The following is a 23,656-nucleotide window of genomic DNA, read 5'->3' as shown; positions in this document are numbered from 1 at the left end:
GTAAAAGATTGCATCTGTTGATGATTATCGGCCGGGCTGGCGTGTCATGGCCCCTGGCTAGCCGGGCTGGTGAAGGTTTGCATCTGCTGGCGGTAATCGGCGGGGGTGAGCCCGAAGGCCTGCCGGAAACCGTGGTGGAAGTGGCTCTGATCGAAGAAGCCGACCGTCAGCGCCACCTCGCTCACCGGCAGGCCGCTGCCGAGCAGGCGCTTGCCCTGCTCCAGTCGCAACCGCTTGAGCCAGGCGTAGGGGGTCATGCCGGTCTTCTTCTTGAACTGGCGCAGGAAGGCGAAGCGATCCAGCCCGAACAGGGCGGCCAGATCCTCCAGGCTGTGGCGCTCATCCAGCCGGGCCAGCAGATAGTCGCGCAGGTATCTGAGCTGGGGATCCGCTAGGGCGTGGCGCTCCGGCGCTATGTGCAGCAGCTCGCCGAGCAGACCCAGCAGCTGGCTCTCCGCCAGCAGGCCGTCCGCCTGGGGGGTGTCCAGATACATGTGCAGCCGGGCAAAGCCCTGATAGAGGTCGGGGCGGCTCTGCAAGCCCTTGTCGAAGAAGGGCTCGGGACTGTCCGGCAACCAGCGTGCCAGCTGCTCGGGGGCGATGGCGAACACCCGCACCTCATACCCTTCCGGCAGCAGGCTGAGGCCGTCGTGCATCTCGTCCGGGTTGACGGTGGAGAGCTCGCCGCGCACCAGATTGTGGCTGCTGCCCTTGTGGATGAATTTCTGGCCGCCCTGCTGCACCAGACCGATGTGATAGTCCAGGTGAACGTGGCGGCCATAGCTGAACTCCCTGTGGTGGGAGTGGGAGAGTTCAACCCCCGGCAGCAGCCGGGATTGCCAGTAGTGGATGCGGGATTGGGGAGCGCTCATCGGCTATTGATAACCTGAAACCCGAACATTGGCTTGTAGATTATTGCAGTGTCGGCGCGCCATGCCGTCAGCCCTGACTGGCAGCCCTGTGTCGTTTGCCGCTGCGCAGCCCGTCCAGACTGAACAGCACAAGCGCACTCCAGATGCAGCCGAAGGTGATCAGCTTGTCCAGTGCCAGCGCTTCCCCGTAGAGCGTGACCGCCAGGATGAACATCAGGCTGGGGCCTATGTACTGGAAGAAACCCAGGGTAGAGAGCTTGAGCCGGGTGGCGGCGGCGGTGAAGCAGAGCAGGGGCGCCGTGGTGACGGCACCGGCGGCGATCAGCAGCAGGTTGAGGTGCCAGTTATTTTCAGTGAGATGGCTGGTGGGGCTGTCGGCAAATCCCCACAGGTAGATGGCGGCCGGCGGCAGCATGATCAGGGTCTCGATCAGCAGGCCGGTGAGGGCATCGAGGGCCAGCTTCTTGCGGATGAGGCCATAGATGGCAAAGCTGGAGGCCAGCACCAGGGCGATCCAGGGCAGGGAACCGAAGGCGATGAGCTGGACGGCGACACCGAGCACCGCCAGTCCCACGGCCCACCACTGCAGACGGCGCAACTGCTCGCTCAGGAACAGCATGCCGAGCAGCACGTTGAACAGCGGGTTGATGTAGTAACCAAGACTGGCATCCAGCATGTGGCCGTTGTTGATGGCCCAGATGAACAGCAGCCAGTTGCCGCCGACCGTGATGGAGGTAAAGGCCAGGGTGAGCAGCACTTTTGGTTGGCGCAATACGGCCTGCACCTTGTGCCACTGGCGACCGATCAGGGTCAGCACCATCAGCAGGACGCAGGACCAGATCATGCGATGGGTCAGGATTTCGGCGGCCGGTACGGCCGAGATGGTTTTGAAATAGATGGGGGCGAGGCCCCAAAGGGTATAGGCGCACAAAGCATAGATGATGCCCTGACGCTGAGCTTGTTGCTGCATGCGGATAACCTTCACTGGGGAGTTGGATGCTGGAAAACATCGCAAAAAATCAGTGTAGCGATCCTTTTGAAGGGAAAAAAGTGAATAAATGATGATCAGCGGATTTTAACGACAGGTTTCTCTGCTCAGCGGCCCCCGCCGCGACGGATCTTCTCGACGTCCACCAGCAACCACAGCATGAGTGCGATGGCTGAAATCCATGGACCCCAGGTCACATAGGCTTCGCCCTGCCCCAGCATGTAGAACAGCAGCGGCAGCCCTATCACCAAAAACAGTACACTTCCCAGAAAAAATAACATTTTTATCTTTATATTTAAGGGCTTGTCTATTTGATGATTATATCGATTGAGGCGGGCGATGAAAGGGTAAAAATGAAAAAGGGGGATTTCTCCCCCAATTCGATAGATGAGCGTCATTTATGATGCTATTCGAGCTGGATCCAGGTGCTTTTCAGCTCTGTATACTTCTCCAGAGCGTGCAGCGACTTGTCGCGGCCGTTACCGGACTGTTTGAAGCCGCCAAACGGCATCGTCATGTCGCCGCCATCCCAGTTGTTGACGAACACGGTGCCGGCGCGCAGGGCGCGGGAGCCCTTGATCGCCTTGTTGAGATCCGATGTCCAGAGCGCCGCGGCCAGTCCATAGTCCGTGTCGTTGCCGAGCGCGATGGCCTCTTCAAGCGTGTCAAAAACGGTCACTGCCAGCACCGGGCCGAAGATCTCTTCGCGGAAGATGCGCATCTCGGGCGTCACCTCGTCGAAGATGGTGGGCTCGATGTAGAAGCCGCCGCTCTCGGTATGAGTGCGTTTTCCCCCCAGCAGCAGCTTGGCCCCTTCCTGTTTGCCAATCTCGATATAGCGCAGCACCTGCTCCATCTGGACGCTATCGACCATGGCGCCAATGCGGGTGGCGGGTTCGAGCGGGTTGGCGGAGATCCACTCGCGGGCATGGGCCAGCAGCCGCTCCATGAACTGCGGCTTGATGCTGTTTTGTACCAAGAGGCGAGAGGCGGCGGTACACACCTCGCCCTGGTTGTAGAAGATGGCACCGGCAGCACTTTTGGCTGCGGCGTCCAGATCCGGCGCATCTGCCAGTATGATGTTGGGGCTCTTGCCGCCGCACTCCATAAAGGCGCGCTTGAGGTTGGACTTGCCGGAGCACTCCACCAGATGCTTGCCAATCTTGGTGGAGCCGGTGAAGGTGATGCAATCCACGTCCATGTGCATGGCCAGTGCCTCGCCCACGGTATGGCCAAAGCCGGGCAGCACGTTGAACACGCCATCCGGAATGCCCGCCTCTTTCGCGATCCCGGCGATGCGCAGGGCGGTGAGGGGGGATTTCTCGGAGGGCTTGAGGATGACCGAGTTGCCGGTGGCCAGCGCCGGACCCAGCTTCCAGCAGGCCATCACCAGCGGGAAGTTCCAGGGCACGATAGCGGCAACCACGCCGAGGGCCTCGCGGGTCACCAGCGCCAGCGCGGACTCTTCCACCGGGGCGACCTGATCGTAGATCTTGTCGATGGCCTCGGCGTTCCAGGCGATGCAGTTGGCGGCGGCGGGGGCGTCATAGCCCATGGCATCGCCGATGGGCTTGCCCATGTCCAGCGACTCCAGCAGGGCCAGCTCCACCTGGTTGAGGCGCATCAGATCGGCGAAGCGCTGCATGATCAGCTTGCGCTGTTTCGGGGCCAGCCCGCTCCAGCGTTTGTCACTGAAGGCGGCGCGGGCGGCTTGCACCGCCAGCTCGGCATCGGCGGCATCGCAGGCGGCCACCTTGGTCAGCAGCTGGCCATTGGCCGGGTTGATGCAGTCGAAGGTGGCGCCATTGATGGCGTCCCGGTAGCTGCCGTCGATGAAGGCTTGCGAGGGCAGGGTCAGATGGGCGGCCTTGTGTTGCCACTGGGCCAGGGTCAGGTCACTCATGTTCACTCCTTGAACCGGCAAAGAATTGGTCTCCGCGTATCAATATGCTAAACATCTTGCCGCTTGTAAATCCATTCTGTAACAATTCATTAAACACTTGCCCCTTTATCCCCGGCAATGGCAGCCATCCTGGTCACTCGCCATGAGCGAGAAACCGGCCGGAGCAAGGCGCCAGCGATCGGCGTAAACGTCGTTGAATGGCCTTAGAAACTGGCCGGGGTGTTGGCGGAGATCAGCACGCACTCCTGCTCGCCCACGTTGCGAAAACGGTGTGGGGTGCGGCTGTCGAAGTAGTAGCCATCACCCGCCGCCAGCTGGTGGATCTGCTCGCCTATGGTCACCTCGACCGTGCCCCGGATGATGATGCCGCACTCTTCTCCCTCGTGGCTCAGCATGTCGTCACCCGTGTCGGCACCCGGCGGCAGAATCTCCTGCATCATGCCGATGGCGCGGTTGGCGCGGCTGTGACCCACCAACCGGTAGCTGATGGGATGGGTACCGAGATCCGGCATGTCGCTGGCGCGGAAGATCACCTCTGTGCCCATCTCGGTCTCTTCGGTGAAGAAGCTGGCCAGGGACATGGGGATACCTTCCAGCACCTTGCGCAGTGAGGAGACCGAGGGGCTCACCTGATTTTTCTCGATCTGGGAGATAAAACCGTTGGTCACACCGGAGCGTTTGGCCAGCTCGCGCTGGGAGAGGGCCGCTTTGGTGCGAACCGCCTTGAGGCGGTGACCTATATCCATCAATAGACACTCCTTGACTGTTTACTATTATTAAAATTGTGTTAAATATCTTATACCACCCTGCTCATGTATCAGCTAGGGGTGGTACCAGATGGGGCGATAATGAGCCCCTTTTTAGGAATTTAGGTGTTTAATTTAATAGGCATTAGCCGATAGTTACTAAACACCTTAAGGATGAGGTGACCATGAAACCGATCAGCGACATCAATACGCCCTCCGACATGTCCGCCTTCTGGATGCCGTTCACCGCCAACCAGCAATTCAAGGCGGCGCCGCGCATCCTGAAGTCGGCAGAGGGGATGTATTATCACTCAGAGGATGGCCGCAAGATACTGGATGGCACAGCCGGGCTCTGGTGTTGCAACGCGGGCCATGGTCGCCGCGAGATTGCCGAGGCGGTCTCCCAGCAGATCTCCCACCTCGATTTCGCGCCGACATTCCAGATGGGGCACCCCCTGCCGTTCGAGCTGGCCAACCGGCTGGTGGAGATTGCCCCCAAGGGGCTCGGTCATGTCTTCTATACCAACTCGGGCTCGGAAGCCGTGGACACGGCGCTCAAGATTGCGCTGGCCTGGCAGCGGGCGCGGGGGCAAGGCACCCGCACCCGGCTGATTGGCCGCGAGCGCGGCTATCACGGGGTCGGTTTCGGCGGCATCTCGGTTGGCGGCATTCCCGGCAACCGCAAGTGGTTCGGCTCCCTGCTGACCGGGGTGGATCATCTGCCCCACACCCTCAACATCGCCAAGCATGCCTTCACCAGGGGCTTGCCAGACGAAGATCTGACCCTGGCCGATGAGCTGGAGAAGATCGTCTTCCTGCACGATGCCAGCAACATAGCGGCCGTCATCGTCGAACCCATCGCCGGCAGTACCGGTGTCATCATGCCACCCAAGGGCTATCTCAAACGGCTGCGGGAGATCTGCACCAAACACGGCATCCTGCTGATCTTCGACGAGGTGATCACCGGCTTTGGCCGCCTCGGATCCCCCTTCGCCGCCCAGGAGTTCGATGTCATGCCCGACATGATCACCTGCGCCAAGGGGCTCACCAACGGCGCCATTCCCATGGGGGCCGTGCTGGTGAGCAACGGCATCTATGACGACATGATGGCCGCCGGCAAGGGTGCCATCGAGCTGTTCCACGGCTACACCTACTCGGGTCACCCGGTGGCCGCCGCCGCCGCGCTGGCGACCCTCGAGATCTATCGCAACGAGAATCTGCTCACCCGCGCCGCCGATCTGGCGGGCTATTGGGAGGAGGCGGCCCATTCCCTCAAGGGCTGCAAGCATGTGAAGGACGTGCGCAACTACGGCCTGGTGGCGGGCATAGAGCTCGAATCCCTGCCGGATGCGCCGGGCAAGCGTGCCTACGAGGTGTTTGTGCGCTGCTTCGAGAAGGGGGCGCTTGTCCGCGTCACCGGCGACATCATAGCCCTGTCGCCGCCCCTCATCATGGAGCGCAGCCAGATCGACGATCTCTTCACCCTGCTGCAGGACGTGTTGCAGACGCAGGCGTAACCCCTTTTCACCTTGCATTGCATTGCATTGCATTGCATGGCGCCCCTGATTTGGGCGCCATCTCCCTGTGCCCGGCTCGCGCGAGACGGCGCAGGGAGAGACGGATTAACCATCACGGAGGATTTATGACATATCGGGTCAGCAACTTTATCAACGGCGAGACGACCGAGAGTCGCAGCGAGCGCTTCGGTGCCATCTTCAACCCGGCTACCGGCCAGCAGCAGGGCCAGGTGGTGCTCAGCACCGCCGCCGAATGCGGCGAGGCGATTGCCGTGGCAGAGCGCGCCTTCGCCGACTGGTCGCAGACCCCGCCGCTGGTACGGGCTCGGGTGCTGTTTCGCTTCAAGGAGCTGATGGAGCAGCACAGGGACGATCTGGCCCGGCTCATCAGCCGCGAGCACGGCAAGGTCTTCTCCGACGCTCAGGGGGAGCTGACTCGTGGGCTGGAGGTGGTGGAGTTTGCCTGCGGCATTCCCCACCTGCTCAAGGGGGAGCACTCCCTCAACGTGGGCCGCGGGGTGGACAGCCACTCCATGATGCAGCCGGTGGGGGTATGCGCCGGCATCACGCCGTTCAACTTCCCGGCCATGGTACCGCTCTGGATGTTCCCGGTGGCCATCGCCTGCGGTAACACCTTCATTCTCAAGCCGTCCGAAAAGGATCCGTCCCTCTCCCTGCGCATGGCCGAGCTGCTCAAGCAGGCCGGCCTGCCGGATGGTGTGCTCAACGTGGTCAATGGCGACAAGGAGGTGGTGGATGTGCTGCTGACCGATCCGCGGGTCGGTGCCGTCTCCTTCGTCGGCTCCACTCCCATCGCCCAGTACATCTATGCCACCGCCTCGGCCCATGGCAAGCGGGTACAGGCGCTGGGTGGTGCCAAGAACCACATGCTGGTGATGCCGGATGCGGATCTCGATCAGGCGGTCTCCGCCCTGATGGGGGCGGCTTACGGCGCCGCCGGTGAGCGCTGCATGGCGATCTCGGTGGCCGTGGTGGTGGGGGATGAGACCGCTGATGCGCTGGTGGCCAAACTGTCGCCACTGGTGGCGCAACTCAGGGTCGGGCCGGGTCTGGGTCAGAGCCCGGAGAGCGAGATGGGGCCCCTCATCAGTCGCGAGCATCTGGCCAAGGTGCGCGCTTACGTGGATCAGGGGGTGGCCGAGGGCGCCATGCTGCGGGTCGATGGTCGCGGCGTGAGTCACGGGGAAGGTTACTTTATCGGTGGCAGCCTGTTCGACCGGGTGAGCCCAGAGATGCGCATCTACCGGGAAGAGATCTTCGGCCCCGTGCTGGCCATAGTGCGGGCCCCGGATTACGAGACGGGGCTCAGGCTCATCAACGAACACGAGTACGGCAACGGCACCGCCATCTTTACTTGCGACGGCGATACGGCGCGGGACTTCACCACCCGCGTGCAGGTCGGTATGGTAGGGGTGAACGTCCCCATCCCCGTGCCCATGGCGTTTCACAGCTTCGGTGGCTGGAAGCGGTCCATCTTCGGGCCGCTCAACATGCACGGGCCGGATGGGGTGCGCTTCTACACCCGGATGAAGACGGTGACGGCGCGCTGGCCCCAGAGCCTGCGTGCCGGCGCCGAGTTCTCCATGCCGACCATGAAGTGACGCGCTGGCACGCTGTCATGGCCTAACTTGTTGCCCCCGCAGACCATCGATCTGCGGGGGCAACCTCTGTAAAGGAGTTACAGATGCGACTGGGAATTCTCGATTGTGACCGGCTGGACCCCGATTTGGCGGGTGATTTCGGCCCCGTTTACTCCGAGATGTTTATCAAGGGCTTTCGGGCGCTGGCCCCCGGGCTGGAGTTTCGGGTCTGGTCGGCGCTCGATGGCGAGCTGCCGGACGACCTGCACGGGTGTGACGCCTGGCTCATCACGGGTTCGCGCCACGATGCCTACAGCGATCTGCCCTGGATCCAGGCGCTGCGCGGCTGGATCCGTCAGGCCCACGATGCCGACGTCAAGCTGGCCGGAGTCTGCTTCGGCCATCAGGTGATCGCCCAGGCGCTGGGGGGCGAAGTGGTGAAATCCACCAAGGGCTGGGGGCTCGGCGTCTCTGTCCACCCCATGCTGGCGAGCGGAGCCTGGATGCAGCCAGAGCTGGACACCATCCGGATTTTGGCCAGCCACCAGGATCAGGTCGAGCAGCTGCCGCCGGGTGCGATCCGGCTGGCGGGCAACGATTTTTGTCCCAACTTCATGTTCTTGCAGGGGGATCACATAGTCGCCATTCAGGGGCATCCGGAGTTTTCGGTGGCGTACAACCGGGCGCTGATCGAGCGGCGGCGGGACTTTCTGTCCGATGATCGCTATCAGCGCAGCCTCTCCTCGCTGGAGGGGGAAGTGGACTCGGCCACCATGATGCAATGGCTGTTGCAATTTTTGGGCATACTGCCCGGTGGCGAAGGCGCGACCGGCGGGATCACAGCAGGAGAGCGAGCATGATTATTGGCGTACCCAAGGAAATCAAAAACCATGAATACCGGGTCGGCATGACTCCCGCCGGAGTGCAGGAGCTGGCGGCCCGGGGACACAAGGTCCTGGTGCAACAGCAGGGAGGCGAGGCGATCGGACTGTCCGATGCCGAGTACCAGGCGGCCGGGGCCGAGCTGGTGGCCAGCGCGGCGGAGATCTTCGCCCGGGCCGAGATGATAGTGAAGGTGAAGGAGCCCCAGCCGGAGGAGTGTGAACTGCTGCGCCCGGATCAGCTGCTATTCACTTATCTGCACCTGGCGCCGGATCCGGTGCAGACCCAGCTGCTGGTGCACTCGGGGGCGGTGGCCATTGCCTACGAGACGGTGACCGACGAGCGCGGCGGCTTGCCGCTGCTGGCGCCCATGTCCGAGGTGGCGGGGCGGATGGCGATCCAGGCCGGCGCTCACAGCCTGGAGAAGGCGCAGGGGGGCAATGGCACCCTGCTCGGTGGCGTGCCTGCGGTAGCTCCTGCCAAGGTGGTGGTGCTGGGGGGCGGGGTGGTCGGTGTCAACTCGGCGCGCATGGCGCTGGGACTGGGAGCCGATGTCACCATACTGGATCGTTCCCTGCCTCGGCTGCGGGAGCTGGACAGTCTCTATGGCCCGGCCCTGAAGACCCTCTACTCCACTCGCACCAATATCGAGGCCTGCATCGCCCAGGCCGACCTGGTGATCGGCGCTGTGCTGATCCCGGGGGCGGCGGCGCCCAGGCTGCTGACCCGCGACATGCTCAAGCTGATGCGCAAGGGCTCGGTGCTGGTGGACGTGGCCATCGATCAGGGCGGCTGTTTCGAGACCTCCCACCCGACCACCCACGAGGAGCCCACCTATGTGGTGGATGGCATCATCCACTACTGCGTGGCCAACATGCCGGGCGGCGTGGCGCGTACCTCCACCTTCGCCCTGACCAATGCGACCCTGCCGTTCGTGCTGGCGCTGGCCGACAAGGGTTACGCTCAGGCGCTCAGGGATGACAAGCACCTGCGGGCCGGTCTGAACGTGTTCAAGGGCAAGATCACCCAGGCGGCAGTGGCCCAGGCGCTCGGCTACGAGTACGTCAGCGCCGAGTCGGTACTGGGCTGACGCAGCCGTCGTGCGCCCGCTCGGCAAACGTCGAGCGGGTTCACAAACCCCGCGATTTCAGGGAGGGCCGCTACGGCCCTTTCTCATATACTGGGCTCCCCTGTCAGTGAGGTTTCTCCATGTCCCGCATTCTGCTGCTCGCCAATCTCAACTGTGATCACGTGCTCTCCCTCTCCGAACCTCTGGTGGCCGGTGCCCGGCTGCAATACGTGGATCAGGGCCGCCGACTCGGCGGCGGCGCCGCCAACACCGGCATCGGGCTGGTGTGGGCGGGCCACGAGGTGACCATCGCCTCCCGCATCGGGCTGGATGAGGCGGGCGACTGGCTGCTGGAACAGGCGGCGAGCCATGGGCTGGACTGCTCCCACGTGGAGCGGTTCGGCGGCGAGACCGGCGAGTTGCTGATCCTGGTGGATTCCACCGGCGAGCGCACCATCTTGCGCCGTCCCCGCCGCCCGGATCTGCCGGGAGATCTGCCGACCGAGGGGGTGGACTGCCTCTACGTGAACTACCCGGGCACCGCCATCATCGGCTACATGCGCCAGATGCTCGGCAAGAGCTTCGTGGTGGCCCAGTATCCCAAGGGCGGCCAGGCGCGTCGCCCCTGCCACGTGCTGGTGGCCTCCCGCTCCGATCTGGGCGAGGTGAGCGACCCCTGGCAGCATGCCCGCCAGCTGGCGGGGGAGCAGCTGGCCTGGCTGGTACTGACCGAAGGCAAGGCGGGGGCCGTGGCCATTCACGGCGAGGAGCAGATCCGGGTGGCGGCGCGGCCTGTGTCGGTGGTGGACACCACGGGGGCGGGGGATGCGTTCGCTGGTGGCCTGATCCACGGGCTGGCCCGTGGCATGGCGATCCAGGATGCCTTGCAGTGCGCGGTGGACTGGGGGGCCTTCGCAGTCGCCTCCGAGAGTTCGATTCCCTCCAGCGCCTTGAAAAACTGGCTCAGGCAGCCCCACTGAATCCTGAAAAACGGTTTCGTATGGTGCAGGTGAATCCACTCGGGTGTTTGGGGAAGACAGGCGAATTTAGCCGCCAAAAACACCCAAAACCTTGGACTAAGCCTGCAAGTTTGCGATCAATCAAAGAAAGTGTCGATTTATGTGCATCTTCATCGACACCCGCCTGAGCTGCTCTTAACCTTGTCACTCCACGACTCAGATTAAGATGCGTGTTCCGTGCAAGCGCAAGCGCGGCCCCGCTTCTTAGCTTTAGGTTGTCGTCCTGATTTCTGGCTTGTAGTAAGAGGCAAGTGCGACCATGCAACTGACACGATTTACCGACTATGCCCTGCGTACCCTGACTTTCTTGGCGGTTCAGCCGGGAGATCGCCTGTCGACCATCACAGAGGTGGCCGATACCTTTGCCATCTCCCGCAACCACGTGGTCAAGATAGTGCATCAGCTCGGCATCAAGGGGTACATAGAGACGGTACGTGGCAAGCATGGCGGCATCCGCCTCGGCCGCTCCGCCGTCTCCATCAACCTGCGGGATGTGGTGATGGACATGGAGCACGTGCTCTGCCCGGTGGATTGCAAGCGCGAGAACTGCCGCCTCTCCGGTGGCTGCCGCATTCAGGGCATTTTGCGCCGCGCCATGAACGCCTTCCTCGAGGTGCTGGGGGAGTACACCCTGGCCGATGCGGTGCGCGATCCTACCCGTCTCTGCCACCTGCTCGGCATCGAACAGGATTCCATTCTGGCCATGGCATAAACGCCTGGCCGGACTGACAAAGGGGCCTTGGGGCCCCTTTGTGTTTTCTGGCGTTTGAGACGAGGGTGGCGATCGGGTCAGAGCTGGGGGATCAGGGTGATGGCGCCATGGAAGCAGGCGAGACCGCAGGCGCCACAGCCATCGCACGCCGCCATGTTGACGCTGACGCCGTCGGCGGTGGCCTTGATCGCCTGCTGGGGGCAGGCATCTTCACACAGCAGACAGTAGAAGCCCTGTCTGGCCTGACAGCTCGCCTCTATTTGCACCCGGGTCTGTACCTGGCGCCCCCACTGCAGGTCGAGGGCGCCGGTCGGACAGGCTCTGGCGCAGCTGCCGCAGTAGCTGCACTGACCGCAGGCGAGATCCAGCACGGGGGTGCCAGCGATGGCGGAACCCTCGTATTCGGGCTGGCTTGCCGGTTTGAGCAGGCCGTTGGGACAGGCCTTGAAGCATTCACCGCAGCGGGTGCAGAGAGAGAGGTACTGGGACTCTTCGATGGCCCAGGGCGGGCGTGCCTCGTGACAAACCACGTCCGGTATGCGGGAGCCCCCCAATGCGTGCGTCAGCCATCGACAAAAAAAATGAGTCATGCTCACCCCTGATACCTATTAGGGGTTAATTTTATCCAAGTTTCCGTTGGCAAGCCAGAGAATAGCGCCGGCCAGGATCGCAAGCCGGGTTGCCCTTGTGTAAGCTAGGCGGGTCTTTTTGCGGGATTGAATGAACTCATGTGGTTATTTCTGTGGCGTGCGTCTCTGTTGTATATCTTCCCCTTGTTGATGTGGGCCTACTGTCGCATCAAGGGGATCGAATTCGCCGAGCTCGATACCGGGGTTAACAGTCACAAGTGGGTGGTGCTGGCAGCCTACCTCCTCTATGTAGTGATCTGGCTGTTGCTCAACCGCTACCTGGAGCTTTTCCTGCGTCAGCGGAGCCGCAAATGATCGAGCCCGGGCTCTGGACCCTGCTGCTGCCCGCCGCTGTGCTGCTCCTCGGGATTGGCTGGCTGGCGGGGCGCCGGGTGGCCACTGCGCAGGCGCGGGAGCTGCTGCTGGTACAGGAGCGTCATCAGGCGCTGCAGGATCGCTTCGATGAACTGCAGGACGAGCGGATGCAGGGCCAGCAGAAGCTGGATCAACAGCAGACCCTGCTGATCAAGCTCACCGCCCGCCTCAAGGATGCCGAAGCCACCCTGCGCAGCGAGCGGCTGGCCGCTGCCGAGAAGCTGCAACTTCAGCGGGACGCCGAGCTGCGTCTCAGCCAGCAGTTTGAAAACCTCGCCAACCGCATCTTCGAACAAAACTCGGGCAACTTTCGTGAGCTGAACCAGAACAGCCTGGATCTGCTGCTGACGCCGCTCAAAGAGCAGCTGGAAGGGTTTCGTCGTCAAGTGGGAGAGACCCATGCCCAGGAGACGGCCCAGCGCCACAGCCTCAAGTTCGAGCTGGAGCGTCTGGCCGAGCTCAATGCCCGCATGACCGAAGAGGCGGCGGCCCTGACCCGCGCCCTCAAGGGGGACAGCAAACAGCAGGGCAACTGGGGCGAGGTGGTGCTGGCCCGCATCTTGAGCGAATGCGGTCTGCGCGAGGGCCACGAGTACCATACCCAGGTCAATATCGAGGTGGACAAGGGCAAGCGCTACCAGCCCGATGTGATCGTCCACCTGCCCCAGGAAAAAGACATCATCATAGACGCCAAGGTGTCGCTGACCGCCTACGAGCGCTGGTACAACGCCGATGATGCGCTGGAGAAGGCGGTGGCGCTCAAGGAACACGTCGCCTCGGTACGCAACCATATCCGCGAGCTGGGCCGCAAGGATTACCAGCAACTGCCCGGCGTGCGCACTCTGGACTACGTGCTGATGTTCGTGGCGGTGGAGCCTGCCTTCCTCACCGCGGTAGAGGCCGATCCCTCCCTGGTGCGCTACGGGCTCGACAACAACATACTGCTGGTGAGCCCCACCAACCTGATGGTGGCGCTGCGCACCATCGAGAACCTGTGGCGCTACGAGCGGCAGAACCAGAACGCCCGCCAGATCGCCGAGCGGGCCGGCCGTCTCTACGAGAAGCTGCGGCTGTTCGTGGAGGAGATGCAGCAGATGGGGGGCAGCCTGCACAAGGCGCAGGAGAGCTACGACAAAGCGATGGGGCGGCTGGTCAATGGTCGTGGCAACCTGATCGCCCAGGCCGAACGCTTTCGCGAGCTGGGGGTGGAGGTGACCAAGACCCTGCCCGAGCCACTGGTCAACCGCGCGCTGGAGCGGGAGGAGTCCGCCGAGTGAGGTGGTTCGTACACACCTCATGAGAGAAGAAGGGCAGCCATTGGCTGCCCTTCTTCATTTTCGCGTCCGGATACACTTCGCTATTCGTTCCTGCGAATCCACCGGCTTGCCGGTTGCAGTCACGATCGTTTATTGCTTCCAGAAGGAGGGGAAGAAAATCACGGCCACGGTCAGGATCTCGAGTCGCCCCAGCAGCATGCCGAACGACAGTATCCACTTGGCTGAATCCGGCAGAGTGGCGAAGTTGGTGCTGGGTCCTATGATGGGGCCCATGCCCGGGCCCACGTTGGCCACCGCCGTGATGGAGCCCGAGATGGCGGTCAGCGGATCCAGCCCGATGGCTGCGAGCAGGGCGGCGATCAGCAGTATGACGGCGAAGTAGGCCAGCACGAACGAGATCATGGAGCGGATGATGGCGTCGTTGACCGGGCGACCGTTGTACTTCTGCGGGAAGACGGCGGAAGGGTGCATCAGCTGGCGCATCTGCTTCTTGAACAGGGCGAACGCCACCTGTACCCGGAAGATCTTGAGACCGCCGGCAGTGGAGCCGGAGCAGGCGCCCAGTGCCAGCAAGATGATGAAGAGGATGCTGGTGAGCGGCCCCCAGGTGCCGAAGTCTCCGAGACCGTAGCCTGTGGTGGTGAGCACCGAGACGATGTTGAAGCTGCTGATGCGCAGGGCATCCATGAAGCCGTAGATGTCTCTCACCCAGAGATAGAAGGTGACGACGACAGTGACCCAGATCACCAGCCAGAAGAAACCCTGCACCTGGGCATCCTTGAGCAGGCTGTTGTCGCGGCGGCTCAGGCTCTGTACGTAGAGCAGGAAGGGCAGACCGCCGAGGAACATAAAGAGAGTCCCTATCCAGTGCGCCGAGTTGGAGAAGTGGGACATGGATTGATCCGAGGTGGAATATCCTCCGGTACTGAGGGTGGTCATGGCATGGTTGACCGCCTCAAACAGCGTCATGCCACTCACCCAGTAGGCGAGGAAGCAGAGCATGGAGAGCACCAGATAGACCACCACTATGTTGTTGGCCACCGTCTTGGCGCGCGGTGCGCTCTTGTCCGACCAATCCGAGCTTTCGGTCTGGAACAGCTTCATGCCGCCCACGTTGAGGTAGGGCAGCACAGCCACCGCCATCACGATGAAGCCCACTCCCCCCAGCCACTGCAGAATGGAGCGCCACAGCAGGATGCTGTGAGCCATGCTGTCGAGCCCTGACAGCACGGTGGAACCCGTGGTGGTGACCCCGGACATGGTCTCGAAGTAGGCGTCGGTGAAGCCGATGTGGTTGATGAAGAAAAAGGGCAGGGCTCCGAAAATACAGGCCACCACCCAGACCGAGGTGGTGAGCAGGAACATTTCACGGACACCGAGGTGGAACACCGCCTTGCGACCGTAGTGGAGACAGAGCAGGGCGGCACCATGGGTGATCAGCACAGATTTGAGAAACTCGACGAAGCCCTCGGAGCCGGTGAGTAGCGCCAGCAGGGTGGGGAGCCACATGAAGAGAGCCAGCTTTGAGAGTACCAGCCCGAGAGTGAAGATGATGGGACGCAGCTTGATCATGCTGGATAACCTGGTCGTTGATTGACAAAAAACCCGGACAATCCCTTTGGGAGGCTGTGCCGGGTCTGGTTTGCGTTGCCTGGGTGCATGGGCAGGTTACAGGAAGAAGGGGCTTGGCTGGAACAGCCGTTCCACTTCCGGTATGTACTTCTTGTCCACCAGGAACATCACCACGTGGTCATCCTGTTGGATTTGAGTGCGATCGTGAGCGATCAGCACCTCGTCACCGCGTACGATGGCGCCTATGGTGGTACCGGGCGGCAGCTTGAGCTCGCCCACCGTCTTGCCCACCACCTTGGAGGTGTTCTCGTCACCGTGGGCGATGGCCTCAATGGCTTCGGCCGCACCGCGGCGCAGGCTGTAGACGTTGGCGATATCGGCCCGGCGCACATGGGTCAGCAGGGCCGAGATGGTGGCCTGCTGTGGTGAGATGGCGATATCGATGGAACCACCCTGCACCAGATCCACGTAGGCGCTGCGCTGGATCAGCACCATGGTCTTCTTGGCGCCCATTTTCTTGGCGAGCAGGGCCGACATGATGTTGGCCTCATCCTCGTTGGTCACCGCAATGAAGACGTCGATCTGATCGATGTGCTCCTCGGCCAGCAGTTCCTGATCCGCCGCATCGCCGCAGAAAACGATGGTGTTTTCCAGCAGCTCCGACAGCTGTTCCGCTCGCTTCTGGTTGCGTTCGATCAGCTTGACGCTGTAGCGCTTCTCCAGCTGACGGGCGAGACCGGCGCCTATGTTGCCGCCGCCAACGATCATGATGCGACGATAGGGGCTCTCGAGCCGCTGCAGTTCCGACATCACGGCCCGGATATGACCGGCGGCGGCGACGAAGAACACCTCGTCGTCCGCCTCTATGATGGTGGTGCCTTGCGGACGGATGGAGCGGCCCTGGCGGAAGATGGCGGCTACCCGGGTCTCTATGTTGGGCATGTGATCGCGCAGGGTGGAGAGAGCGTTGCCCACCAGCGGGCCACCGTAGTAGGCCTTGACCGCCACCAGGCCCACCTTGCCACCGGCAAAGTCCACCACCTGCAGTGCGCCTGGATACTCGATCAAGCGGCGCACATAGTCGGTCACCAGCTGCTCGGGGGCGATCAGGTGATCCACCGGCACGGATTCCGGCAGGAACAGGCGATCCCGTTCTACCAGATAGGCCGGCGAGCGAATGCGCGCCACCTTGTTGGGGGTGTTGAACAGGGAGTAGGCCACCTGGCAGGCGATCATGTTGGTTTCGTCACTGTTGGTGACCGCGACCAGCATGTCTGCATCCTGGGCGCCTGCTTCACGCAGCACCTTGGGGTGGGCGCCGTGGCCGTTCACCACCCGCAGGTCGAACTTGTCCTGCAGCTCCCGCAGACGATCGCTGTCGGTATCGACGATGGTGATGTCGTTGTTCTCGCCAGCCAGGTTCTCGGCCAGGGTGCCACCGACCTGGCCAGCGCCCAGAATGATGATCTTCATAGGGACCCCACAGGGAACGAGGATGCGTTGCAACGGCTGCCAATTTGGTCAGGGTCAGTCATCAACATGATGATTCTCATAGGGAAAACTTGCTCGATGTTGGGCAGTAATGGGTGCCGTCAAGCAGCACCCGTCATCTTCATGGCCATTGCTCTGCTTACCGCTTGATCAGCTTGGCGTAGTAGAAGCCATCCATCTCGGCTTCGCCCGGCAGGAATTGGCGACCTGGGCAATCCGGGGTGTCCTGTTCATGCAGCGGCACCAATTTGGCATCTTTTGTTGCCGCAAGGAAGGCGCGGATCTGCTCGCGGTTCTCTTCCGGCAGCACTGAACAGGTGGCGTAGAGCAGAGTACCGCCGCTTTTCAGTTTCGACCAGAGAGCGATCAGAATACGGCGCTGCAGCTCGGCCAGTTCACGGATGTCCTGATCCCGACGCAGCCACTTGATGTCGGGGTGACGGCGGATCACGCCGGTGGCGGAGCAGGGCGCATCCAGCAGGATGCGATCGAACTGCCCCTCCGGCCACCACTGTTCCGGTGCGGCGGCATCGCCGTGGATCACTTGGGCGGTGAGTCCGATGCGGTCCAGGTTCTCCTGCACCCGCTTGAGGCGGTTCTCGTCGGCATCGACAGCCACCACGCCGGCCAGCTTGGGTTGACGCTCCAGCAGGTGAGCCGTCTTGCCGCCGGGGGCGGCACAGGCATCCAGCACCCACTCGCCCGGTTGCGGGTCGAGCAAGGCGGCCGCCTGTTGGGCTGCACCATCCTGTACCGAGCAGTCACCGACCTCGAAGCCGGGCAGCTTGGTCACGTCACAGGGGCGCTCCAGCAGGATGCAATCCTCGCCCTCTTCACCGGCCACGGCATTGATGCCGACTTCGGCCATGCGGGCCAGCATGGTATCGCGGCTCTGGCGCTGGCTGTTGTTGCGGATCCACATGGGCGGGCGCTGGTTGTTGGCCTCCATGATGAATTCCCAATCTTCGGGATAGGCCTGGCGCAGGCGCTTGGTGAGCCACTCCGGGTGGCCGAGGCGAATGCTGGGGACGCGGTCGATGCGCAGCAAGATGACTTCGGCGCTGCGCTGGAAGTTGCGCAGCACGCCATTGATGAGGCCGCGCAATGAGGTGCCCTTGAGCAGCTTGACTGCGTTGACTGTCTCGGCCACGGCGGCGTGGGCCGGAATGCGGGTGTAGATGAGCTGATAGAGACCGACCAGGATCAGATAGTGGAAGATGCGGCTCTTGTTCTTGAGCGGCTTGTCCATCATCTCGTTGACCGCCGCATCGAGGCGGGGCAGCCAGCGCAGGGTGCCGTAGCAGAGTTCTTGCAGGAGGGCGCGATCGCGAGGCGCCACCTTCTCCTGGGCAGCAGGCAGAACAGCGGAGAGGGATTGACCCTGATCCAGCACCTGTTGAATAACGAGAGCGGCCTGTGCACGTGTTTTCATAGAGTTACCTTAGATGCGCAAGTCGGGGCCTGGGCCCCGCTTGTGTCAATTCAATCCAGTTCAATTCAATTGCGTGCCGGGTTCAAACCAGTCGCGGCGAGAGTTGAGCAGATCCGAGACGGACATTGCCTTCTTGCCGGGCGGTTGCAGGGTCAGCAGGCGCAGTACCCCTTTGCCGGTGGCGATATCGATCCCCTGCTTGTCGGCTTTGAGCAGGGTACCGGCGGGTTGGCCATGGTCACTATCCACCACCTCGGCTTGCCACACCTTGATGGTTTGCCCGGCCACCTCGAACCAGCTGATGGGCCAGGGGTTGAACGAGCGGATGCAGCGCTCGATGGCTGCTGCGTCCATCGACCAGTCGATACGCGCTTCCTCTTTGGAGAGCTTCTGGGCATAGTTGGCCAGCGCATCGTCCTGCTGCTCGGCCCTGGCTTCGCCTGCGGCCATGGCATCGAGGGTCTCGACCAGTGCCTGCGGGCCCAGCTCGGCCAGCTTGTCATACAGGCTGGTGGAGGTCTCGTCGGCGGCGATAGGGCAGCCCACCTTGCGGATCATTGCGCCGGTATCCAGGCCTACGTCCATCTGCATTATGGTCACGCCGGTTTCGGCATCACCCGCCCAGATGGCACGCTGGATCGGTGCGGCACCGCGCCAGCGCGGCAGCAGGGAGCCGTGGACGTTGATGCAGCCCAGACGCGGAGTATCGAGCACCGCCTTGGGCAGGATCAGACCGTAGGCGACCACCACCATCAGGTCGGCGTCAAGGGCAGCCAGTTCGGCCTGTGCCTCTTCATTACGCAGAGAGGCAGGCTGGTAAACAGGTAGATCATGGGCAAGGGCCAGTTCCTTGACCGGGCTGGCGGTGAGCTTCTGGCCACGGCCGGCCGGTTTGTCGGGCTGGGTGTAAACGGCAACGACCTCGTGGTCGGAAGACAACAACGCCGCCAGGTGACGGGCGGCGAAGTCGGGAGTACCGGCAAAAATCAGTTTCAGCTTATTCAATGGGGCAGATCCTCAGAGGATTTTGCGATCTTCACGGGCCATCTTTTCCAGCTTCTGGCGAATGCGCTGGCGCTTGAGCGGGGACAAGTAGTCCACAAACAGCTTGCCGACCAGATGATCCATCTCATGCTGTATGCAGATGGCGAGCAGGTCGTCTGTTTCCAGCTCGAATGGCTTGCCGTTGCGATCCAGTGCTCGCACCTTGACCCACTCGGCGCGTGGCACCAGAGCGCGGTGCTCGGGTACGGAGAGGCAACCCTCTTCAATGCCGGTGCTGCCGGATTGCTCCAGGATCTCGGGGTTGATCAATACCAGAGGATCTTCACGGTTTTCAGAGACATCGATCACTATGATGCGCTGATGAATGTCGACCTGAGTGGCGGCAAGGCCGATGCCTTCCTCCGCGTACATGGTTTCGAACATATCATCTACAATGTGTTGTAACTCGGGTGTAAAGGTCTCGACAGGGGCTGCGACAGTGCGCAGACGTTCATCGGGAAAACGCAATACATCTAGAATGGCCATAGTTTTTTCTTTAGTTTCGTATAAATGCAGTCAATATTGGCGTAATTCTAGTCATTTACGCCGACAAAAAACAGCAACACTTTGCGCGCAGAAGTAACAGGGAGTGTTATGTATCTGAAGCAAACCATCCTCGCCTGCCTGCTGGCCACTCTGAGCCAGGGTGTCTTGGCCGATCAGCTGAGATTGAAAGCGGGTTATCCCGAGCGTTATGTCGTGCAAAAAGGCGACACCCTTTGGGATATTTCAGGCAAGTATCTGGCAGAGCCCTGGCTTTGGCCCCGTCTGTGGAACATCAATCCCCAGATCGCCAATCCGCACTGGATCTATCCCGGTGACGAGTTGCATCTGAGCTGGGTCAACGGCGAGCCTCGACTCGGTAAAGCGACGCAGAGGGGCAAGCCGGTGGTTCACCTCTCGCCCAAGAGTCGCTACGAAAGCAAGGCCAATCCAATACCGACGCTGCCACTCAGCGAAATAGGCCCTTTCCTGCAAACCGACCACATTCTGGCCGACAACCAACAAGCGAAAAAGCTGCCTTATGTGCTCGGCAATGACGAGGCTCATATTGGTATGCTGGAAGGGGATACCCTCTATGTGCAGGGGTCGTTGACGCCAGGCCAAGACTACGGCATCTATCATCCTGGTGCCGTTTACAAGGACAAGCAAACCGGTGAGTTGTTGGGGCAGGAAGCGGTCCTTGTCGGCACGGCCAGAGCCGAGGAGCAACTGCCGGATGATCGCACCCGAGTTACCCTCAGTCACAACCAGCGAGAGGTGTATCAGGGGGACAGGCTGATGCCTTTTCCGCCACAGGAAGCTCTTTCTGCTGTATTCACCCCGAAGGCTGCACCCGTTATTTCACCGGGTTACATCGTCGATCTGCCGAGCAAGGCCCGCGGTGGCGGCAAGTTTGATGTCGTGCTCATCAACAAGGGGCTGCGGGATCAGGTTGCCCCCGGCGATGTGCTGGAGATCCGGCGCCCTGGTGCCCAGCTGGTGAGCAAGAATGGCAAGGTATCGTACAAGGAGTACTCCTCGGTCTACAACAAGGCTTTTTATTCGGCCGGCAAGCCCCCCTTGCCCTCGGAGGCGGTGGCACGGGTCATGTTGTTCAAAGTATATGACAAGCTGAGCTACGGTCTCATCCTGCAGAGCCAGGACATGGTCAGCGCCGGCTATCAGGTCAGTAACTTCTAACGTGCCACCTCCACTCGGGCGGGTTTCGCTGTGGCTGACGCTGGATGCCGTCACCGGTATCGGCCCAGTCACTGCCGCCCGCCTGCTTGCCCACGTCGGTGGCGATATTGCCGCTCTGTTTGAGTGTGATGATGGCCGTTTGCGGGCGCTTGGTCTGCACTCGGCCCAGATCCGGCAGCTCAGATGGCCACTGCCTTCGGTTGAGCAGGGGTTGCGCTGGGCCACCGAGCCTGGCAATCACCTGATCTGCCCCGATGATCCCGCCTATCCTGACCTGTTGAAGGAGATCCCCGCCGCCCCCTTGCTGCTCTACTGTCGTGGCAATCTTGCCGCCTTGTCTGTTCCACAGCTGGCGATGGTCGGTACGCGTCACCCCACCTATGCCGGCAAGGACAACGCAGCCCGCCTGTGTGCGGAATTGGTGGCGTGCGGTCTGGCGATCACCTCCGGACTCGCGCTCGGTATCGATGGCGTCTGTCATCAGCAGGCGCTGGTGACCGGTGGTGTCACACTCGCCGTACTGGGCTCCGGCCTAGACTGTCTCTACCCCAAGCGTCATCAGGGGCTGGCTGGCCAGATCATGGAGAACGCGGGCGTACTCATCTCTGAACTGGCACCGGACAAGGGGCCGCTGGCTGAACATTTCCCTCGTCGCAATCGCATCATCAGCGGACTGGCGCTAGGGACACTGGTGGTGGAGGCGGCCGAACAGAGTGGCTCACTCATCACGACCCGCTACGCGCTGGAGCAGGGGCGCGAGGTCTTTGCCGTTCCTGGTGCGCCGCAGAATGCGCAGGCGCTGGGCTGCAATAAATTAATCCAGCAGGGGGCCAAACTTGTATTGAGCGCGGCCGATATAGTGGAAGAGCTTCCCGGATTGGTCAGCCTGGCACGGAAACCGGCTGGATTGCCTGAGCAACGGCATAATAGCGAATTGCCTTATGCCGATTTGTTGGATAACGTAGATTATGAGACCACGAGCGTGGATACCGTCGCCGAACGGGCCCAACTTCCTGTCGAAGTGGTATTGGGCAGGTTGGTAGAGCTGGAGCTTTCCGGTGCAGTGATGGCGGTAGCCGGTGGATACGTCAGAGCGAGGAGGGCGAATCATGTTTGATGTATTGATGTACCTTTTCGAGACCTACATCCACAGTGATGCAGATGTAATGGTCGAGCAGGATGAACTCACCGACGAACTGAGCCGGGCCGGTTTCGATAAAGACGAGATCGAGAAGGCACTCAACTGGCTGGAGCGACTGGCCAACCTGCACGATAGCGAGCGGGAGGTGTACGTCACCGCCAGCGCGCAAGGCTCGATGCGTATCTATGCCCCGCAAGAGCTGGCTCGCCTCAGCACCGAATGCCGTGGTTTCCTGCTTTTCCTGGAACAGGCTCAAGTACTGAATGCCGAAACCCGCGAGATCTGCATCGAGCGCCTGCTCGAGCTGGACAAGCCGGATATCGAGCTGGATGATTTGAAGTGGGTCGTCATGATGGTGCTGTTCAACGTACCGGGCAGTGAAAATGCCTATCAGCAGATGGAAGAGCTGGTGTTTGATGAGTCAGACGGCGTCATTCACTGACAGTCCGGTGCCGCGCTGGTAGAATTCAGGCCATCTGGATTTCAAGGCGCGGCCCATGTCGAAAATCGATCATCATCTCTTTTCTACCCACGAACAGGCGTTCGAGCGAGAGCCGTGCCCGCAGTGTGGCGCCGAACTGGTGATCCGACAGGGCAAGCATGGCCCCTTCCTGGGCTGCTCAGCCTATCCCACCTGTGACTATATCCGTTCCCTGACGCCATCCGGCCGCGACATCGAGAAAGTGCTCGAGGGCTCGACTTGCCCGGTTTGCGGCCAGCCGCTGGCGATCAAGAAGGGGCGTTACGGTCTGTTTGTGGGTTGTACCCAATACCCTGCCTGCCAGCACATCGAATCCCTGCAGGAAAGCGACGATACCCAGATCCTCTGTCCCGAGTGTGGCAAGGGTCATCTGGTGAGTCGCACGTCCCGCTACGGCAAGCAGTTTTACTCCTGCGATGGGTATCCCCATTGTAAATATGTGGTTAACGACAAGCCGATCCCCATGCCTTGTCCCGAATGTGGCTGGGGCATCATGGTGGAGAAGAAAGTGAGGGGGAATCTGAGGTGGATCTGCCCGCAAAAGAAATGCGGCCATCAAAGTGAGCGGGTATAATCCCGCCGCCGTAACCAAATTGAAACGTTTTCGGCGAACTTCAACCCCCCACTTGGAGTAAGGAAATTCCCACCATGAATAAACCCTTTGTTGCCGTATTGATGGGCTCTGATTCTGATTTTCCCGTGATGCAATCCACCCTTGAAGTCCTCAAGACGTTTGATATCACAGTGGAAGTCAAGGTTACCTCTGCGCACCGTACCCCGGCTGCGACTCATCAGTATGTGACCGATGCCGAGGCCCGTGGCTGCAAGGTCTTTATCTGTGCTGCCGGTCTGGCGGCTCACTTGGCGGGTGCCGTTGCAGGTATCACCACCCGTCCCGTGATCGGGGTGCCCATTGATGGAGGCCCGCTCAAAGGACTGGATGCGCTGCTCTCTACCGTGCAGATGCCAGGTGGCGTGCCGGTGGCAACTGTGGCGATCGGCAAGGCCGGTGCCAAGAATGCGGGCTATCTGGCTGCTCAGATGCTGGCGGTCGGAAATGATGACTTGGCGGCCAAGGTTCGTGCCGAACGCCAGAAGAATGCCGAAGAGGTGATGGCCAAGGATGCCGCCTTGCAGGCTCAACTGCTCAAATAAGTAATGAGGCAGCAGCCGGTCTGACAGGTCGTATTTTTCTGCGTTCCAGAGAAAATGAATCTGAACA

Annotated in this window: 24 protein-coding genes; 13 read left to right on the top strand and 11 right to left on the bottom strand. The window is 61.5% G+C overall.

Annotated features, from left to right (window positions below; genetic code table 11):
- Nucleotides 1-44: 44 nt before the first annotated feature.
- From ACW5XD_RS15215 to ACW5XD_RS15195, 5 genes are all read right to left on the bottom strand, one after another.
- A complete protein-coding gene (locus ACW5XD_RS15215) occupies nucleotides 45-872 on the bottom strand; it encodes a helix-turn-helix domain-containing protein (RefSeq protein ID WP_456495564.1) in 828 nt (275 codons plus the stop codon).
- Between the two features lie 67 nt (nucleotides 873-939).
- Nucleotides 940-1,842, bottom strand: coding sequence for an EamA family transporter RarD (gene rarD, locus ACW5XD_RS15210; RefSeq protein WP_456495563.1), 903 nt, complete (start codon nucleotides 1,840-1,842; stop codon nucleotides 940-942).
- Between the two features lie 125 nt (nucleotides 1,843-1,967).
- Nucleotides 1,968-2,258 (bottom strand): hypothetical protein, encoded by a 291-nt coding sequence (locus ACW5XD_RS15205; RefSeq protein ID WP_456495581.1) that lies wholly within the window; start codon nucleotides 2,256-2,258, stop codon nucleotides 1,968-1,970.
- Between the two features lie 8 nt (nucleotides 2,259-2,266).
- Nucleotides 2,267-3,763, bottom strand: a complete 1,497-nt coding sequence (locus ACW5XD_RS15200; RefSeq protein ID WP_456495562.1) for an aldehyde dehydrogenase — start codon at nucleotides 3,761-3,763, stop codon at nucleotides 2,267-2,269.
- A 203-nt stretch (nucleotides 3,764-3,966) separates the two neighbouring features.
- Complete coding sequence (locus tag ACW5XD_RS15195; protein ID WP_456495561.1) at nucleotides 3,967-4,509, bottom strand: cupin domain-containing protein; 543 nt, start codon at nucleotides 4,507-4,509, stop codon at nucleotides 3,967-3,969.
- Between the two features lie 185 nt (nucleotides 4,510-4,694).
- On the opposite strand from ACW5XD_RS15195, the gene ACW5XD_RS15190 reads away from it, so the two are divergent.
- The 6 genes from ACW5XD_RS15190 to ACW5XD_RS15165 all read left to right on the top strand — a co-directional run bounded on the left by ACW5XD_RS15190 (nucleotide 4,695) and on the right by ACW5XD_RS15165 (nucleotide 11,309).
- Nucleotides 4,695-6,026 (top strand): aspartate aminotransferase family protein, encoded by a 1,332-nt coding sequence (locus ACW5XD_RS15190; RefSeq protein ID WP_042866871.1) that lies wholly within the window; start codon nucleotides 4,695-4,697, stop codon nucleotides 6,024-6,026.
- A 125-nt stretch (nucleotides 6,027-6,151) separates the two neighbouring features.
- On the top strand, nucleotides 6,152-7,648 hold the full coding sequence (locus ACW5XD_RS15185; protein ID WP_456495560.1) for a CoA-acylating methylmalonate-semialdehyde dehydrogenase: 1,497 nt from the start codon (nucleotides 6,152-6,154) through the stop codon (nucleotides 7,646-7,648).
- An 83-nt stretch (nucleotides 7,649-7,731) separates the two neighbouring features.
- A complete protein-coding gene (locus ACW5XD_RS15180) occupies nucleotides 7,732-8,487 on the top strand; it encodes a glutamine amidotransferase-related protein (RefSeq protein ID WP_456495559.1) in 756 nt (251 codons plus the stop codon).
- A complete protein-coding gene (gene ald, locus ACW5XD_RS15175) occupies nucleotides 8,484-9,599 on the top strand; it encodes an alanine dehydrogenase (RefSeq protein ID WP_042866877.1) in 1,116 nt (371 codons plus the stop codon). Before ACW5XD_RS15180 ends, ald begins: the two co-directional genes overlap by 4 nt.
- A 119-nt stretch (nucleotides 9,600-9,718) precedes the next feature.
- On the top strand, nucleotides 9,719-10,558 hold the full coding sequence (locus ACW5XD_RS15170) for a PfkB family carbohydrate kinase (RefSeq protein ID WP_456495558.1): 840 nt from the start codon (nucleotides 9,719-9,721) through the stop codon (nucleotides 10,556-10,558).
- A gap of 298 nt (nucleotides 10,559-10,856) precedes the next feature.
- Nucleotides 10,857-11,309: an Rrf2 family transcriptional regulator gene (locus tag ACW5XD_RS15165; protein WP_011704258.1), complete on the top strand. Its 453-nt coding sequence runs from the start codon at nucleotides 10,857-10,859 to the stop codon at nucleotides 11,307-11,309.
- Nucleotides 11,310-11,386: 77 nt separating this feature from the next.
- Here ACW5XD_RS15165 and ACW5XD_RS15160 read toward each other — a convergent pair whose 3' ends face one another.
- Nucleotides 11,387-11,899, bottom strand: a complete 513-nt coding sequence (locus ACW5XD_RS15160; RefSeq protein WP_456495557.1) for a ferredoxin-type protein NapF — start codon at nucleotides 11,897-11,899, stop codon at nucleotides 11,387-11,389.
- Nucleotides 11,900-12,037: 138 nt separating this feature from the next.
- On the opposite strand from ACW5XD_RS15160, the gene ACW5XD_RS15155 reads away from it, so the two are divergent.
- Both ACW5XD_RS15155 and rmuC read left to right on the top strand, forming a co-directional pair.
- Nucleotides 12,038-12,253 (top strand): hypothetical protein, encoded by a 216-nt coding sequence (locus ACW5XD_RS15155; protein ID WP_456495556.1) that lies wholly within the window; start codon nucleotides 12,038-12,040, stop codon nucleotides 12,251-12,253.
- Nucleotides 12,250-13,590: a DNA recombination protein RmuC gene (gene rmuC / locus ACW5XD_RS15150; RefSeq protein ID WP_456495555.1), complete on the top strand. Its 1,341-nt coding sequence runs from the start codon at nucleotides 12,250-12,252 to the stop codon at nucleotides 13,588-13,590. Before ACW5XD_RS15155 ends, rmuC begins: the two co-directional genes overlap by 4 nt.
- A gap of 129 nt (nucleotides 13,591-13,719) precedes the next feature.
- Here rmuC and ACW5XD_RS15145 read toward each other — a convergent pair whose 3' ends face one another.
- The 5 genes from ACW5XD_RS15145 to def form a co-directional block, all read right to left on the bottom strand.
- Nucleotides 13,720-15,162 carry a TrkH family potassium uptake protein gene (locus ACW5XD_RS15145; protein WP_456495554.1) on the bottom strand — a complete coding sequence of 481 codons (1,443 nt, stop codon included), beginning with the start codon at nucleotides 15,160-15,162 and terminating at the stop codon, nucleotides 13,720-13,722.
- Between the two features lie 96 nt (nucleotides 15,163-15,258).
- Nucleotides 15,259-16,659 carry a Trk system potassium transporter TrkA gene (gene trkA, locus ACW5XD_RS15140; RefSeq protein WP_456495578.1) on the bottom strand — a complete coding sequence of 467 codons (1,401 nt, stop codon included), beginning with the start codon at nucleotides 16,657-16,659 and terminating at the stop codon, nucleotides 15,259-15,261.
- A 133-nt stretch (nucleotides 16,660-16,792) separates the two neighbouring features.
- Nucleotides 16,793-18,085, bottom strand: a complete 1,293-nt coding sequence (gene rsmB / locus ACW5XD_RS15135) for a 16S rRNA (cytosine(967)-C(5))-methyltransferase RsmB (protein WP_456495553.1) — start codon at nucleotides 18,083-18,085, stop codon at nucleotides 16,793-16,795.
- 60 nt (nucleotides 18,086-18,145) lie between these two features.
- Nucleotides 18,146-19,090 carry a methionyl-tRNA formyltransferase gene (fmt, locus tag ACW5XD_RS15130; RefSeq protein ID WP_456495552.1) on the bottom strand — a complete coding sequence of 315 codons (945 nt, stop codon included), beginning with the start codon at nucleotides 19,088-19,090 and terminating at the stop codon, nucleotides 18,146-18,148.
- Between the two features lie 12 nt (nucleotides 19,091-19,102).
- A complete protein-coding gene (gene def / locus ACW5XD_RS15125) occupies nucleotides 19,103-19,615 on the bottom strand; it encodes a peptide deformylase (protein WP_042866891.1) in 513 nt (170 codons plus the stop codon).
- Between the two features lie 108 nt (nucleotides 19,616-19,723).
- Here def and ACW5XD_RS15120 point away from each other — a divergent pair, with 108 nt between their 5' ends.
- From ACW5XD_RS15120 to purE, 5 genes are all read left to right on the top strand, one after another.
- Complete coding sequence (locus ACW5XD_RS15120; protein ID WP_456495551.1) at nucleotides 19,724-20,812, top strand: LysM peptidoglycan-binding domain-containing protein; 1,089 nt, start codon at nucleotides 19,724-19,726, stop codon at nucleotides 20,810-20,812.
- Nucleotide 20,813: 1 nt separating this feature from the next.
- A complete protein-coding gene (gene dprA, locus ACW5XD_RS15115; RefSeq protein WP_456495550.1) occupies nucleotides 20,814-21,929 on the top strand; it encodes a DNA-processing protein DprA in 1,116 nt (371 codons plus the stop codon).
- Entirely contained in the window at nucleotides 21,922-22,395 is a 474-nt protein-coding gene (locus ACW5XD_RS15110) for a DUF494 family protein (RefSeq protein WP_042866897.1), read from the top strand. The genes dprA and ACW5XD_RS15110 overlap by 8 nt, the downstream gene beginning before the upstream one ends.
- A 55-nt stretch (nucleotides 22,396-22,450) precedes the next feature.
- Entirely contained in the window at nucleotides 22,451-23,008 is a 558-nt protein-coding gene (locus tag ACW5XD_RS15105; protein WP_456495549.1) for a topoisomerase DNA-binding C4 zinc finger domain-containing protein, read from the top strand.
- A 74-nt stretch (nucleotides 23,009-23,082) separates the two neighbouring features.
- Nucleotides 23,083-23,589 carry a 5-(carboxyamino)imidazole ribonucleotide mutase gene (purE, locus tag ACW5XD_RS15100; protein ID WP_456495548.1) on the top strand — a complete coding sequence of 169 codons (507 nt, stop codon included), beginning with the start codon at nucleotides 23,083-23,085 and terminating at the stop codon, nucleotides 23,587-23,589.
- Nucleotides 23,590-23,656 lie beyond the last annotated feature (67 nt).

The organism is Aeromonas enterica (assembly GCF_054052465.1).
The sequence above is the reverse complement of the archived record's forward strand: the minus strand, read 5'-3'. Positions and strand labels throughout refer to the sequence as shown.